The sequence below is a fragment of the Streptomyces cyaneofuscatus genome (genome assembly GCF_033109485.1).
Classification (GTDB): domain Bacteria; phylum Actinomycetota; class Actinomycetes; order Streptomycetales; family Streptomycetaceae; genus Streptomyces; species Streptomyces cyaneofuscatus.
On the sequence record NZ_CP137002.1, the window covers coordinates 2517185 to 2529491 of the forward strand.

The 12307-nt window shown below is 70.3% G+C and carries 17 protein-coding genes and 1 pseudogene; 8 read left to right on the forward strand and 10 right to left on the reverse strand.

Annotated elements, in window-relative coordinates:
* Positions 1-120: 120 nt before the first annotated feature.
* Positions 121-660: pseudogene (locus tag R2B67_RS10490) on the reverse strand (GntR family transcriptional regulator); the annotation flags it as partial.
* A 38-nt stretch (positions 661-698) separates the two neighbouring features.
* On the reverse strand, positions 699-2039 hold the full coding sequence (locus R2B67_RS10495) for an NsdA family TPR-like regulatory protein (protein WP_317817434.1): 1341 nt from the start codon (positions 2037-2039) through the stop codon (positions 699-701).
* Between the two features lie 142 nt (positions 2040-2181).
* On the opposite strand from R2B67_RS10495, the gene R2B67_RS10500 reads away from it, so the two are divergent.
* From R2B67_RS10500 to R2B67_RS10525, 6 genes are read left to right on the forward strand one after another with little or no spacing between them, the layout of a single operon-like run.
* Entirely contained in the window at positions 2182-2415 is a 234-nt protein-coding gene (locus R2B67_RS10500) for a hypothetical protein (RefSeq protein ID WP_317817435.1), read from the forward strand.
* Entirely contained in the window at positions 2412-2723 is a 312-nt protein-coding gene (locus tag R2B67_RS10505; protein WP_317817436.1) for a hypothetical protein, read from the forward strand. The genes R2B67_RS10500 and R2B67_RS10505 overlap by 4 nt, the downstream gene beginning before the upstream one ends.
* A complete protein-coding gene (locus R2B67_RS10510) occupies positions 2720-3088 on the forward strand; it encodes a hypothetical protein (protein WP_317817437.1) in 369 nt (122 codons plus the stop codon). Before R2B67_RS10505 ends, R2B67_RS10510 begins: the two co-directional genes overlap by 4 nt.
* 42 nt (positions 3089-3130) lie before the next feature.
* A complete protein-coding gene (locus R2B67_RS10515) occupies positions 3131-3547 on the forward strand; it encodes a hypothetical protein (RefSeq protein ID WP_317817438.1) in 417 nt (138 codons plus the stop codon).
* Positions 3544-3933 (forward strand): hypothetical protein, encoded by a 390-nt coding sequence (locus R2B67_RS10520; protein ID WP_317817440.1) that lies wholly within the window; start codon positions 3544-3546, stop codon positions 3931-3933. Before R2B67_RS10515 ends, R2B67_RS10520 begins: the two co-directional genes overlap by 4 nt.
* 22 nt (positions 3934-3955) lie before the next feature.
* Entirely contained in the window at positions 3956-4609 is a 654-nt protein-coding gene (locus R2B67_RS10525; protein ID WP_317817441.1) for a DUF7691 family protein, read from the forward strand.
* A gap of 42 nt (positions 4610-4651) precedes the next feature.
* Here the strand turns inward: R2B67_RS10525 and R2B67_RS10530 are convergent, their stop codons facing one another.
* A complete protein-coding gene (locus tag R2B67_RS10530; RefSeq protein WP_317817442.1) occupies positions 4652-4861 on the reverse strand; it encodes a hypothetical protein in 210 nt (69 codons plus the stop codon).
* 92 nt (positions 4862-4953) lie between these two features.
* On the opposite strand from R2B67_RS10530, the gene R2B67_RS10535 reads away from it, so the two are divergent.
* Positions 4954-5931, forward strand: a complete 978-nt coding sequence (locus R2B67_RS10535) for a GlxA family transcriptional regulator (RefSeq protein ID WP_317817443.1) — start codon at positions 4954-4956, stop codon at positions 5929-5931.
* Positions 5932-5967: 36 nt separating this feature from the next.
* On the opposite strand, the gene R2B67_RS10540 is transcribed toward R2B67_RS10535, so the two are convergent.
* The 7 genes from R2B67_RS10540 to R2B67_RS10570 all read right to left on the reverse strand — a co-directional run bounded on the left by R2B67_RS10540 (position 5968) and on the right by R2B67_RS10570 (position 11531).
* On the reverse strand, positions 5968-6705 hold the full coding sequence (locus R2B67_RS10540) for a D-Ala-D-Ala carboxypeptidase family metallohydrolase (RefSeq protein ID WP_317817445.1): 738 nt from the start codon (positions 6703-6705) through the stop codon (positions 5968-5970).
* Between the two features lie 156 nt (positions 6706-6861).
* On the reverse strand, positions 6862-7500 hold the full coding sequence (gene def, locus R2B67_RS10545) for a peptide deformylase (RefSeq protein ID WP_237327853.1): 639 nt from the start codon (positions 7498-7500) through the stop codon (positions 6862-6864).
* Between the two features lie 74 nt (positions 7501-7574).
* A complete protein-coding gene (locus R2B67_RS10550) occupies positions 7575-8570 on the reverse strand; it encodes a tetratricopeptide repeat protein (protein ID WP_317817453.1) in 996 nt (331 codons plus the stop codon).
* Between the two features lie 231 nt (positions 8571-8801).
* Positions 8802-9122, reverse strand: coding sequence for a mycothiol system anti-sigma-R factor (gene rsrA, locus R2B67_RS10555; RefSeq protein ID WP_018510074.1), 321 nt, complete (start codon positions 9120-9122; stop codon positions 8802-8804).
* Positions 9119-9775, reverse strand: coding sequence for a sigma-70 family RNA polymerase sigma factor (locus R2B67_RS10560; protein ID WP_018510075.1), 657 nt, complete (start codon positions 9773-9775; stop codon positions 9119-9121). Before R2B67_RS10560 ends, rsrA begins: the two co-directional genes overlap by 4 nt.
* A gap of 273 nt (positions 9776-10048) precedes the next feature.
* Complete coding sequence (locus R2B67_RS10565) at positions 10049-10690, reverse strand: alpha/beta hydrolase family protein (protein ID WP_317817457.1); 642 nt, start codon at positions 10688-10690, stop codon at positions 10049-10051.
* 25 nt (positions 10691-10715) lie between these two features.
* Positions 10716-11531, reverse strand: coding sequence for an SOS response-associated peptidase (locus R2B67_RS10570; protein WP_317817459.1), 816 nt, complete (start codon positions 11529-11531; stop codon positions 10716-10718).
* Between the two features lie 53 nt (positions 11532-11584).
* On the opposite strand from R2B67_RS10570, the gene R2B67_RS10575 reads away from it, so the two are divergent.
* The gene (locus R2B67_RS10575) at positions 11585-12298 is read left to right on the forward strand and encodes a M50 family metallopeptidase (protein WP_018510078.1); all 714 of its coding nucleotides are present in this window, start codon (positions 11585-11587) and stop codon (positions 12296-12298) included.
* Positions 12299-12307 lie beyond the last annotated feature (9 nt).

The window sequence follows — 12307 nt, forward strand, 5'->3', positions numbered from 1 at the left end:
CGCAGCGTCCTGTTCCCTGCACGCGGGCGCTGGGGGCAGGACGCTGCGGAGCGGGACGCTGCCGCACGAGGCGGCGAGGTTGACGGCGACCTCGCCCCAGTTGCCGCCGTTGTCGGTCCGTCACGCGTCGAAGTCGTACTCCAGGACGTAGGCCGCCGCATCCAGGACCATCTCGTTGACCTCCACGGGACGGCGGCCCTCCGCCGCGAAGGCGGTCCGGCAGACGAGCATGACGGGCGTACCCGCCGGAAGACTCAGCTTCGACACCTCTTCCGGCAGAGGCATGCGAGAGCGGATCTCCTCCCGGAAGTGGACGGGCTTGTGGCCCAGTTCGGCCAACCGTGCGTAGATCCCTCCCGGCCCCGTGTCCGGCTGGGTGATGGCCGAGCCCGCGACCAGGGAGGCGGGGAGGTACGAGGTGGCCAGCAGCACCGGCTTGCCGCGCAGCACGAACCGCCGGCTCCGGATGCACGCACTCTCGCCCTCCCCCAGCCCGAGCACCCGCGCCGCATCCTCGGAGGCGGACCCTTCGTGCACCTCGACCTGATCCACCACGAGGTCCCGGTCGCCGAGGTCGGTTTCCCAGACAGAGCGTCCGGACCCCCACTGCTCATAGGCAAGCCGTTGGATGCCGCGACGCCTCAGCGGCGGGAAGTCCCGGGCCGACCCTTGCGCGTTCTGCATGTTTCCCCTGTCCGTCACACCGGGATCAGCTCAGGCCTGACGGTCTCCCGAGCCCGCTCGTAAAGGGCCTGAGCATCGTGATTCCTGATGTGCGGGCCGATGAGGGTGAACATGTCCGTCATGCGCTTGTCGATACGGCCCGAATTCACCTGGGGGTAGTCGTCCAGCGCGAGCCCCCATGTCTTGCAGGCGGCTTCGAGGTGGCCCGTCGCCAGTTGCCGTTCGGCCAGGATCGCTCGTTCCTTCACGCGCGTACGGCGATAGACGCTGTACCGCAGGCGGTCCGACTCCTGCATGGCGGCAACGGCACCGTGCACATCGCCCATTTCGAACCGCACCTGGCTGGTGTGGTAGCTCAGAGACGCAGGATCGTACGAGCCGAAGGCCTTCGCGCGAGCTTCCGCCTTGTCCATGGCGACCTCGGCTTCCTGCAAGTACAGGAGAGCCGAGCGCCGGTCACCGATCTGCGCTGCCGCATGCGCCTGCTGCCCGGCGAGGAAGGCGCGCATCCGTGGTCCGGCCTGGGGGGATGCAGCCGCTGCGGCATCCGCGAGACGCATGGCCACCGGCCCTTGCCTCAGGTCCACGGCTTGCACGCTCATCCCCCGGAGCGTGGTGCAGAACGTCAGGTGGTCCTCCGACGCGCCGGCCAACTCCAGCGCCTGGAGGTAGTAACGCTGTGCCAGCCCGTGCAGTCCTTCGTCGACCGCCATGTATCCCGTGAGGTAGCAGAGGTCCGATGCTGCCGACATCATCGCCTTGCGTACGTCCTCGGGCCCGCTGGTCCGCAGGAACGGCACGACCGTGTTCACCAGAAACGCAGCGGCGAGCGGACGAGCGGTGCGCCCCCCGAACTGGTCGTCCATCGAAGAGAGCTGCTCCGTCATGGCGGCGACGGTGTGGACATCGGACATACCGATACGGGAACGAACTCCTTGCTGCGCGGCCTCCATTCGGCCCACCACGTCCGGCCAGCCCGGCACGGTGAGGGCGACGGAGAACAGGGCAACGCCCAGCACGCTGCGGCGAGACGGGTCCATGTCCAACCTCCCCAGATCGATGATCCCGTCCACCGTACTGAGAGGCGCTGCATCGAGGGCTGGGACAGGGAAGCCCGCTTCCGACGGTGCCACGGGCCGCCCCAGCTTGCGGGCGAACGCCTCCAGGATCAGCGGCCGAGCGCCTTCGCGTGGCATGCCTCCGCTCAGCCACTGGTGCACGGAAGGAGCACGGTACTGCTTCGGGGTCCCGCGTTCTGTGCCGATTCGGTTGACGGCTTGCGCGCACTGTCTGAGCGTCCACCCTGTCTCGCGGAACAGCCGATCAAGGCTCGCGTTCGGTTCGGCGTTGCTCACGCTTGGTCAACTCCCCCTGCACAGAGCCGTCGAGGCCTTAACGCTCTTAAATCTTGTGCGCTTCCCAACACTACCGCCGAGTGCGCTCGCGATGTTGCCTGGAGTACACAGCTGATCACTAAGAGAAAGGGAGCGGGTGCGAGTGGAAACCGAACCGCTGCCGCCCACCCTGGGTGTGCTTCTGGTCGACACCAGCCGCAACAACCGTGTAGGCGAGTTCCGCGGGGCCGCCGGCCTCTACTGGTCCCTCCGCCCCATCGGCGGCGGGCGCGAGTGGGAGGTCGAGCCCCGGTACGTGCGCCCCGCGCTCCCGATAGAGCAGCTCCGCGCCCGCACCGCGCGGGCCAACGCCCGCAGTCGGGGTGAGGTGCTGTGAGCAGCCCCCTCGCCCGGCTACGGGTTCGGCTCGTCCTCCTCCTCGGGGCCGCCGAGATCCGCCTACGGCTCCGCCTCCCCCGCCTCAGGTGGGCGCTCACCCGGCGCCCTGCCGATCGCGAGAGCCCGTTCGCCGAACTCGTACGCATCGAAGCCGATCCCGCCTACCGGGCTCTGTTCTTCGCAGGGCTGGACGCCGCCCTGGAAGACCGATTGGCCACCCGCACCGCCGTCGTGGCGGAGATCGAAGCGGCGGCCGAACAGCTCCGGGACCTGGTCCAGCGCAGCGACCACGGGCGTGCCGCATGATGCGCGCCAGTTACGCAGCCGAGGTCACCGTGACCGACGGGCAGCGGTTCGCCTCGCTCGGCGGGGTCACCGTACGCAACCGGCGCCTCGTCCTTCTCTGGCTCCGGCGCCAGGCCCTCCGCCTCGCCAACGGGCACGGGAATGCCGTACGAGACGCGTCACCCGGCGACGTACGGCCCGTCCTCTTCCACAGCTCCGACGCACCCGAAGGGCTGCGGTTCTGGGCCACCGACCGCCGAAGTCAGGACGACGCGATACGGACCCTGGAAGCGGGCTTCCCCCTCCAGTTCACCGTTCTCGACCCCGCCGTCGGGCTCGGCCTCACCCTCGCCGGGTGGCACACCTCCCCGGCCGACCGCCCGTAGCCCCCTTCACAGAAGAGACCTCACGTGCTGCAGTGCACCGCCGTGACCCGGATTCCTCTCGGCGAGGTGACCGTCGCCCTCGTCACCATGGCCGGCGGACCCGGCACCCCGCCCGACGACTTCAACCTCGACCACTACGTCCTGTGCGAACTCGGTGAACACGACGCCCTCACCGATCACGCCGCACTCCTCAGCGCCGCCGACGCACCCGACCGGCCCGCCCTCTGGTTCTTCTGGACCGGCACCGACATGGACCGCACCCACAGCATCCGGACCAGGCCTTGGTGCCCCGCCACCCTCCGCAACCTCGCCGCCGACGCCCTCTTACGGTGCTCGTTCTTCAACGACCACACCACAGGGCACTCCTGGGACGTCACCGACCCTCTTGGGGACCTCGTCGCCGGACCACTCCTGTCCGACGACACCACTGACGATCCACGAGAGCGGCCCCAACCGTGAACCAGTGCACCGCCGTCGCTCTCCTCCCGCCTCCGGACCACCTCGTCGCGCTGTCGCCCGCCGGACACCGCCCCGAAGCCGGGCACGTCCTCTGCGAACTCGGCGGCGGCCATGACGGCCAGCACGCCGCGATGCTCTGGGACGAAGACGGTCGGCCCGGAAGCGCCGTCTGGGTCCGGTGGAAGGGCTCAGGGCTCGCCAAGCTCACCCCGCTCCCCTGGTGTCCCGCGCACGACACCCGTGACGAGGCCTGCGAACTCTTCGCCGCACACCCTTCCGCACACAGCTGGGACATCACCGACCCCACCCACGAAGCGATCACCCGGTTACTCGCGAAGCAGCACCCCCACCTGTTCCCCGAGTACCGGGACACGGAAGGAAACTGACGTCTCTTGGGAGAATGCACCCATGAGCAAGATCGTGAACTACAGCATGGCGAACCGCGGAGAGATCGCCCGGTTCCTTCCCGGACGGGACCTGACCGCCGACGACCTGCAACTGCTGGCCACGATGCGAGAGGTCGCCCGAGCCCGCCAGGACGATCTGGACCGCCAGGACGTGGACTGGGGCCTGCCGGTGCAGGACGCTCTGGAGCAGCTCGTCTCCGGACGTGCCGACTCCACTGCCGAATGGGCCGGCAGCGCCTACTACGCGGCTCTGCAGATCGTCATCGACCACAACGGCAGCGACTTGTCCACGCTGGCGAGCTACCGCAGTCCCATCACCGTCTTCACCACGCTGGACGACCAACTGAGCACGGCCGGCGTCGCCGCCGACCTGCTGCCCAGTCAGTACATATTCAGCGGGCCGCCGTCCGAGATCGCGTTCCACATTCCCCGGCCCTTGGAAGGCTCACCGGAGATCGGGTGCTGGCCGATGCAGCAGGCCGGGCCCGCCATCACGGCCTACCGCGAGGTGCTGGACCGGATCGACCCCGACCTCAGGTATGAGCTGAAGGAACTGATCGACGCCTTGGACGGCTGGTACTCCGAATGGGCCGACGGCGAAGGCTCCTTCTGGTGGGCCGAGGACACCTCGGTCTTCTTCTCCGTCGTCGGCTGATCAGGCATCACCTTCGGGACGGCGGACCGGCAAGGCGCTCTCCTAGGCCTTCGCCCAACCCTTCGGGTAGGAGTGCCGCGTGACCTTATAGGGTCGCGCGGTGCTCCTCCGTTCCGTACGTGCCACCTCCCCCCGTTCCGCGTCGCGCAGCTGGCGGTCGATGCGGCGCTCGCGCACCAGGCCGATGGCGGCCGGGAGGGCCACAAAAGCGAAGAGGGCGGTCACGGTCAGGTAGTTCAGGAAGAGGTTCATGGCTCTACTGTCGTCCACCAGGCCCACATCCGTCAGTGGCAGCACTGCCACACAGCATCGATTTACTGCCACACCCGTGCCACACTGACGCCATGCTGAAGAACGTCGCCGTCCTGCTGCTCGACGAGGTCCACCCCTTCGAACTCGGCGTGCTGTGCGAGGTGTTCGGCCTGGACCGCAGCGAGGAGGGGCTCCCGGTCCACGACTTCGCCGTCGTCTCCGCCCAGGGGCCGGTGCTCCAGACCCATGCCGGCTTCACCATCAGTACGCCGTACGGCCTCGACCGGCTGGAGGAGGCCGATCTCGTCGCCGTACCGGCGAGCAGTCACGCCCCGGACCGGGAGTATCCGGAAGAGGCCCTGGACGCGCTGCGGCGGGCCGTGGAGCGCGGGGCGCGGGTGCTGAGCGTCTGCTCCGGGGCGTACGTCCTCGGGGCGGCGGGCCTGCTGGACGGGCGCCGCTGCACGACGCACTGGCGCCACGCGGCGGAGCTGGCCCGGCGCTACCCGAAGGCCGTCGTGGAGCCGGACGTGCTGTACGTGGACGAGGGGTCCGTGATCACCTCGGCCGGGACCGCCTCGGGCATCGACGCCTGCCTCCACCTGGTCCGCCAGGAGTACGGCCAGGACACGGCCAACACCATCGCCCGGCGCATGGTGGTGCCGCCGCACCGGGACGGCGGCCAGGCGCAGTACATCAGCCGCCCGCTGCCCCGGAACGCCTGCGACACCGTCGGGTCCACACTGGCGTGGATGGAGCACCACCTCGACCAGGAGATGACGGTGGAGCAACTGGCGGCGCTGGCCCACATGTCGCCGCGCACCTTCGCCCGCCGCTTCCAGCAGGAGACCGGGACGACGCCGTACCGCTGGCTGCTGCGGCAGCGGGTGCTGCTGGCCCAGCATCTGCTGGAGACCTCGGACCGGACGATCGACACGATCGCCTCGCAGACCGGGTTCGGCACGGCGGCGACCCTGCGCCACCAGTTCGTACGGACGCTGGGGACGACCCCGAACGCCTATCGCCGGACCTTCCGGGGCCCGGCGGCCACCGTGCCCGACGTCGCCTGAGGGCGGACGCCGGGCACGGCCCACGACATCAGCGGATCAGATACCGCACTGTGACGCCGACCAGAAGCGACTGGGCCCCTGGTTGACGTGCACGTGGTCACCGTGGCCGGCGTAGCCCGGGCCGAGGATCCCGCGGAAGCCGTGGTAGCGGGCCTGCTTGGCCAGCGTGCACAGGGAGTGCGGCGAGGCGCCGAGGTCGACCGCGTCGCCGTACAGATGGCGGCTGTTGGTCGCCCCGCCCACGGCCGCGTTGCAGGAGGTGGAGCGGAAGCCGCTGGTGACGCGGATGGACTTGTCGCCGAGCGCGTGGCGCAGCGCCTCCAGCTTCCACATGCTGCTCAGCGCGTTGGCCTTGGCCGTGCCCGCCTCGACCTTGCCGCCCGCCCAGGTGCTGTTGCACTTGTTGAGCTCGGGGTACGTGAAGTGGATCGGCGTGCAGTCGTTGTCCTGGAGCGCGTAGATCTTGTCCTGGGTGGCCGGGCCCGCGACCCCGTCGGCGGCCAGGCCGTAGGCCGCCTGGAACCGCTTGACGGCGGCGGTGGTGGCCGGGCCGTAGGAGCCGTCGATGGCGAGCACGGAGTCGTAGCCGGGCCAGCCGGCCACCCGGATCTGGAGCTGGGTGACGTCGTTGCCGGTGGCTCCCGGCGCGAGCGTACGGGTCCAGGTGTAGCAGCCGTCGGCCTGCGCGGGCCCGGCGGTCAGCACCGCCCCGCCCAGCGCGAAAGTAATGGTCATGACAAGTCCGAGCAGAACGCGTGCGGCGCGTTTCAGCATGGGGCTCCCTCTCGGTCACGGACGCTGTGCGGCGAGCCTGGCGCAGCTGGTCTACCCGCGTCAACTACCGCAAGGGAAACGGCAGTTACCTGCCGTGGATACGCGAAAGGCCCGGCACCAGGAGTCGGTGCCGGGCCCTTCGCGCGGACGACGCCGTCAGTCGTTCGGGACGGTCTCGTAGCGCGGCGTGCCCTCTTCCATCTGCCGGAGCGCGTCCTTGCGGTCGCGCTTGGAGAGCCGGTCGATGTACAGGTAGCCGTACAGGTGGTCCGTCTCGTGCTGGAGGCAGCGCGCGAAGTAGCCGCTGCCACGCACCTTGATCGGGTTGCCCTGGGCGTCCTGGCCGCGCACCACCGCGTAGTCGGGGCGGGCGAGCGAGGCGTACGCGGTCGGGACCGAGAGGCAGCCCTCGTTGGAGTCGTCCAGCACCCGCGCCTCGGGGGCCAGCTCCTCCAGGACCGGGTTGCAGACCACGCCGGTGTGCCGCACGCCGTCGTCGTCCGGGCAGTCGTAGACGAAGACCTTCAGGTCCACGCCGATCTGGTTGGCCGCGAGGCCGACCCCCTCGGCCGTCTTCTGGCTGGCGAACATGTCGTCGATCAGCTGGGCCAGCTCGTCGCCGAACTCGGTGACGTCCTTGCACTCCTTGTGCAGCACCGGGTTGCCCACGGTCGTGATCGGACGCGAGGTGCCGCGCGCGCGGTAGGCCGCCTCGCGCTCCTCACAGTCCTCGGTGTCGACGACGAACCCCTCGTCGTCCACGTCGATCCGCCCGTCCGTCTCCTGCTGCGACATGTCCGCCGTACGCCTTCCTGCAAAACCTGGGGAACCGCACCGCGATCGGTGCGCCTACAGCCTACGGGCAGCGGTCAGCAGACTTCTTCGAGATCCCGCCACTCACGGCTGTCCGGACTGTCGGCGACCCAGCCGTCCAGCAGCCCGCGCACCAGCCCGGCGGGGGCGGCGAGACCGCATTCGCGCTCGGGCACCCACAGATCGCCGGCCCCGGCGGTGCGGTGGCCGAGCGGTCCCGGCTGGCCCGGCTCGCTGTGGTCGTGCGGGTCCAGGTGCTCCCCGTCGCCCTCGTCGCTCTCCATCCGGCTCTCCGAACAGGCCCGGCACAGCAGCCGTACGGAGGAGGACCAGTCCTCGGCGGCGAACCCGGCGTCCGAGGCGAGCTTCTCCAGCGCGTCCCGGTCCTCCTCGGTGGCCGCCTCCAGCAGCACTACCCAGGTCGGCACCGGGGAGGGCGCCCACAGCTCGATCTCGTCGAAGACCGGATACGAGGGTCCGGCGGCGGTGACCCGCTCGCCGTTGGGCACTCCGTCGTGCAGCACGACCTCGCCCCAGCGCCGCCCGGAGGACGGCAGCGGGATGGAGAGGACCTCCATCCGGGCCGGGTCGAGCCTGCGCCCCCAGACCACCTCGGCCTCGCCCTCGGGCGAGAGGCGGACAGCGGCGCTGCCCAGCTCCATGCCGGTGGGCTCGGTGGTGGCCGCGCTGTTCAGCCCGGAGCCGGGCGCCTTGAGGCCGTACGCCTGCCAGGCCCGGCGCGCCAGCGGCCAGTCCTGGAGCGCGGTGGCCGCGATGCCGACGTTCCACCAGTCCGGGGCGCCGGACTCACGGTCCAGCAACGCGACCGCCCGCAGGCCCGCCGCGCGCGCCTGCTCCCAGTCGTGCCGGAACTTGTGCAGCAGCGCCAGATTGAACCAGGACTCCGAGAGCCAGGGCTCCAGATCCGCCGCGCGCGTCAGCAGCGCCCCCGCGTCCTCGTACCGGCCGTCGCCGATCAGCGTGAACGCGCGGTCCGTGGCCTGCCGCCAAGAGGCGGACGGCCGATGCCGTACCTTCCCGAAGATCCTCACGATTCCCGCCTGTCCCGACTGGACACCCTCGTTTTTACGCTCTCCTTCGCATCCAACCATGCCCGGCCGGACGCCCGCTCATTACCCATGGGTTACCCAGCCCCGGCCCGGGTCAGACCGGCCCGGGGGAGGACTCTCGCAAGGATCTCCGCCGGGTGCGGACGGTGAGGGCGTCACCCGGGGGCGCAGGCGTGCGCGGTGAGGTCGAGGGAGCGCGTGCGGGGCCAGGTGCTATTCGCGCGCCGTCGCGGCCTGGTCCGTGCCGCCTACGGTGATGTCCTGCTCGGGCACGGCCTCGCCGGCCCTGATCAGGTCGATCCTGCCCATCACCTTGGAGCGCAGGTCGGTCGGGACCTCGTCCTGACCGCAGCAGCGCTTGACCAGCTTCTTCACGGCCTGCTCCAGGCCGTACTTCTCCAGGCACGGGGAGCACTCCTCGAAGTGCACCTCGAACTTGGTGCAGTCGCCCTCGGGCATCTCCCGGTCGAGGAACTCGTAGAGATGGTCGAGGACCTCCGAGCAATCCGTCTCGTGCGGCTCTCCGCAGCTCATGAGGTCGAGCCCTTCCGATCGTCCGAGTCACCGGCACCGGCCGCGACGAGCCCGCGCTCACGGGCGTAGTCCTCCAGCATGCCGCGCAGCTGACGGCGGCCGCGGTGCAGCCGGGACATCACCGTACCGATGGGGGTCCCCATGATGTCCGCGATCTCCTTGTAGGCAAAGCCCTCTACGTCGGCGAGATAGACGGCGATGCGGAACTCTTCGGGAATCGCCTGGAGCGCCGACTTCACGTCGGAGTCCGGCAGATGGTCGAGAGCCTGGGACTCGGCGGAGCGCAGACCGGTCGACATGTGCGACTCCGCGCGCGCCAGCTGCCAGTCCTCGATCTCCTCGGCGGCGCTGCGCTGGGGCTCACGCTGCTTCTTGCGGTACGAGTTGATGAAGGTGTTGGTGAGGATGCGGTACATCCACGCCTTGAGGTTCGTGCCCTCACGGAACTGGTGGAAGGAGCCGTACGCCTTCGCGTAGGTCTCCTGGACCAGGTCCTCGGCATCGGCGGGGTTACGCGTCATGCGCAGCGCGGCCGAGTACATCTGGTCGAGAAAGCCGAGGGCGTCCCGCTCGAAGCGCGCGTTGCGCTCGGCGGTCGTCTCCGGTGCACGGCCGTCGTCGGTCCCTGTGTCGGTCCCAGTGACCGGACCCACCTCCTCCAACGATGTGGCGGAGCCGAAACCGGACCCGCTCGCCTCGGAGAATAGTCGACCTTGCTTCGAGACGGCCTGTCGATCGGCGCCGCCCTTCGGCCGCTCGGAGGTGGTCCTCGCCGCAGGCAGGACGCTCCACTCCAGGTCAGCGGCGTTCGAGCGGCTGGGGCAGATGGTCGAACCCATGCGACGGACTCCCTCTCCACGTACGACGTTGTTGTACCGACGTCCCGAACAACAGCGCCCCCGTACGCCGCATTCCCGTGGTCCGTGTCACCCCAGGGACGCGAGCCATCCGGTGACCGCCCCGGTGAGAACCTCCATCGCCTGGGCCTCGGTGAGCCCGGACTTCTTCGGTACGGCGAAGCCGTGGTCGCCGTACGGCACCTGAGCCAGCTCGTACCCGCCGGACGGGAACTCCTCCGGTCGCCCGAACGGGTCGTTGCCGCCCTGGACCACCAGGGTGGGCACGCCCGTGCCGAGCAGCTCGTCGGCCCGGGACTTCTCCGGCTTGCCCGGTGGGTGCAGCGGGAAGCTGAGGGCGAGTACGGCCGCCGCGCCCAGCTCGGCGGCGGTCCGGCAGGCGACCCGGGCCCCGGCGCTGCGGCCTCCGGCGACGACGGGCAGCCCGGGTGCGGCCAGCGCCGGCCACAGCCCGCGCCACCCGGTGTCCAGGGTCTTCGGGGCGGGGGCCACCTTCTTGCCGGCCACCCGCCAGGGCTGCTCCACCAAGGCGACGGTGACCCCGTGGGCGGGCAGGGCGGCGGCCAGGGCCTTCAGGTCGCGGGCCTCGATGCCGCCGCCGGCCCCGTGGCTCACGGCGAGCACGAGGCGGGGCGCGGTCGCGGCGGGGACCCAGGTGATCCGGGCCTCACCGGCGTCGGTGGTGACGTTCTGCGTACGTGGTCGACTCACCGCGCCATCTTCTCCCGCCCGTCGCTCAGAACAGCGTGGACTCCTCCGGCGCGGCCAGCTCCTCCAGCAGCTCCGGCCCGTTGTTGCGGACGTTGCTGACGGCGGTGGCGACCGGGTAGGCGCGCATCAGCCCGCCGGGCGGCGGCTCAAGGAGGGCGCGCAGCTCGTCCAGGCCGCTGTGCGAGGGGTCCAGCCAGGTGTCCCAGCGGTCCGGGGTGAGCATCAGCGGCATCCGGGGGTGGATGTCGGCGAGCGCGCCGGGGCCCTCGGCGGGGGCGACGGCCAGGGGGGTGGTCTCGGCCTCGGTGGTGATCACCGAGCACGTCACCCACCAGGCGTTCTCGTGGTCGCCGGGGAGCGTCGGATCGCGCCAGAACTCGTACAGCCCGGCCATCGCGAAGACCGAGCCGTCGGCGGGGGTCACGAAGTAGGGCTGCTTGCGCGCCCGCTTCTTGCCCTTCTTCTCCTCCAGCTGCCGCTCCTCGGCCCCGGTGACCCACTCGTAGTAGCCGTCGGCGGGCAGGATGCAGCGGCGCTGGGCGAAGGCGTTACGGAAGGAGGGCTTCTCGTGGACGGTCTCCGCGCGGGCGTTGATCATCCGGGCGGCGCCCTCGGGGGTCTTCGACCAGGAGGGGACGAGTCCCCATTTCAGGGTCCGCAGCTGGCGAACCGGACGCCGGTCGTCCGCGTCCTTAACAGGACGCTCCAGTACCGCGTAGACCTCTTTGGTCGGCGCCACGTTCCAGTCCTGCTCAAGGGTCTCGGTGGGTTCCCACTTCTCGACCCCGAAAAGTCCGGTCAGGTCCTCGGGCCGCCGACTCGCTGCATACCGTCCGCACATAAGTGCCAGACTGCCACGACCGCCCACCCCTGCCGCAAGGAGTCGCCCGGCCGATGAACAGCACCGAACTGGGCGATCTGTGGGATCGCCTCACCGGCATCCAGCCCGCCCCCGAGCAGTGGCTGGTGGTGGTGACGGCCGCCCTGGCGCTCATCGCCGTCGTGCCGAATCCGATATGGCGCCTCGCACGCAACACCATCACCATCGCGCACGAGGGCGGCCACGGCCTGGTGGCCCTGCTCACCGGGCGCCAGCTTTCCGGCATCCGGCTGCACTCGGACACCAGCGGGCTGACCGTGAGCCGCGGCAAGCCGACCGGGATCGGCATGATCCTCACGGCGGCGGCCGGCTACACGGCCCCGTCGCTGCTGGGTCTGGGCGGCGCCTGGCTGCTGACCAACGGCCGGATCACGCTGCTGCTGTGGATCTCCACCGCGCTGCTCGCCGCGATGCTGGTGATGATCCGCAATGTGTACGGGGCGCTCACCGTCATCCTGACCGGTACGGCGTTCCTGCTGGTGTCCTGGCTGACCTCGTCGGACGTGCAGTCGGCGTTCGCGTACACGGTGGTCTGGTTCCTGCTGCTGGGCGGCGTGCGGCCGCCCTTCGAGCTCCAGTCCAAGCGGCGCTTCGGGGGCGCCCCGGACTCCGACGCGGACCAGCTGGCCCGGCTGACCCACGCCCCGGCGGTGCTGTGGCTCTTCCTCTTCCACGCGGTGTCGCTGTGCTCGCTGATCGGCGGAGGGCGCTGGCTGCTGGGCTGGTGAGAGCCGGGC

Excerpts from the sequence above, each read along its gene's own strand:
- R2B67_RS10510 (WP_317817437.1), top strand. The coding sequence starts at position 2,720 with ATGATGCGCGCCAGTTACGCAGCCGAGGTCACCGTGACCGACGGGCAG.
- R2B67_RS10525 (WP_317817441.1), top strand. The coding sequence starts at position 3,956 with ATGAGCAAGATCGTGAACTACAGCATGGCGAACCGCGGAGAGATCGCC.
- R2B67_RS10530 (WP_317817442.1), bottom strand. The coding sequence starts at position 4,861 with ATGAACCTCTTCCTGAACTACCTGACCGTGACCGCCCTCTTCGCTTTT.
- R2B67_RS10535 (WP_317817443.1), top strand. The coding sequence starts at position 4,954 with ATGCTGAAGAACGTCGCCGTCCTGCTGCTCGACGAGGTCCACCCCTTC.
- R2B67_RS10540 (WP_317817445.1), bottom strand. The coding sequence starts at position 6,705 with ATGCTGAAACGCGCCGCACGCGTTCTGCTCGGACTTGTCATGACCATT.
- def (WP_237327853.1), bottom strand. The coding sequence starts at position 7,500 with ATGTCGCAGCAGGAGACGGACGGGCGGATCGACGTGGACGACGAGGGG.
- rsrA (WP_018510074.1), bottom strand. The coding sequence starts at position 9,122 with ATGAGCTGCGGAGAGCCGCACGAGACGGATTGCTCGGAGGTCCTCGAC.
- R2B67_RS10570 (WP_317817459.1), bottom strand. The coding sequence starts at position 11,531 with ATGTGCGGACGGTATGCAGCGAGTCGGCGGCCCGAGGACCTGACCGGA.
- R2B67_RS10575 (WP_018510078.1), top strand. The coding sequence starts at position 11,585 with ATGAACAGCACCGAACTGGGCGATCTGTGGGATCGCCTCACCGGCATC.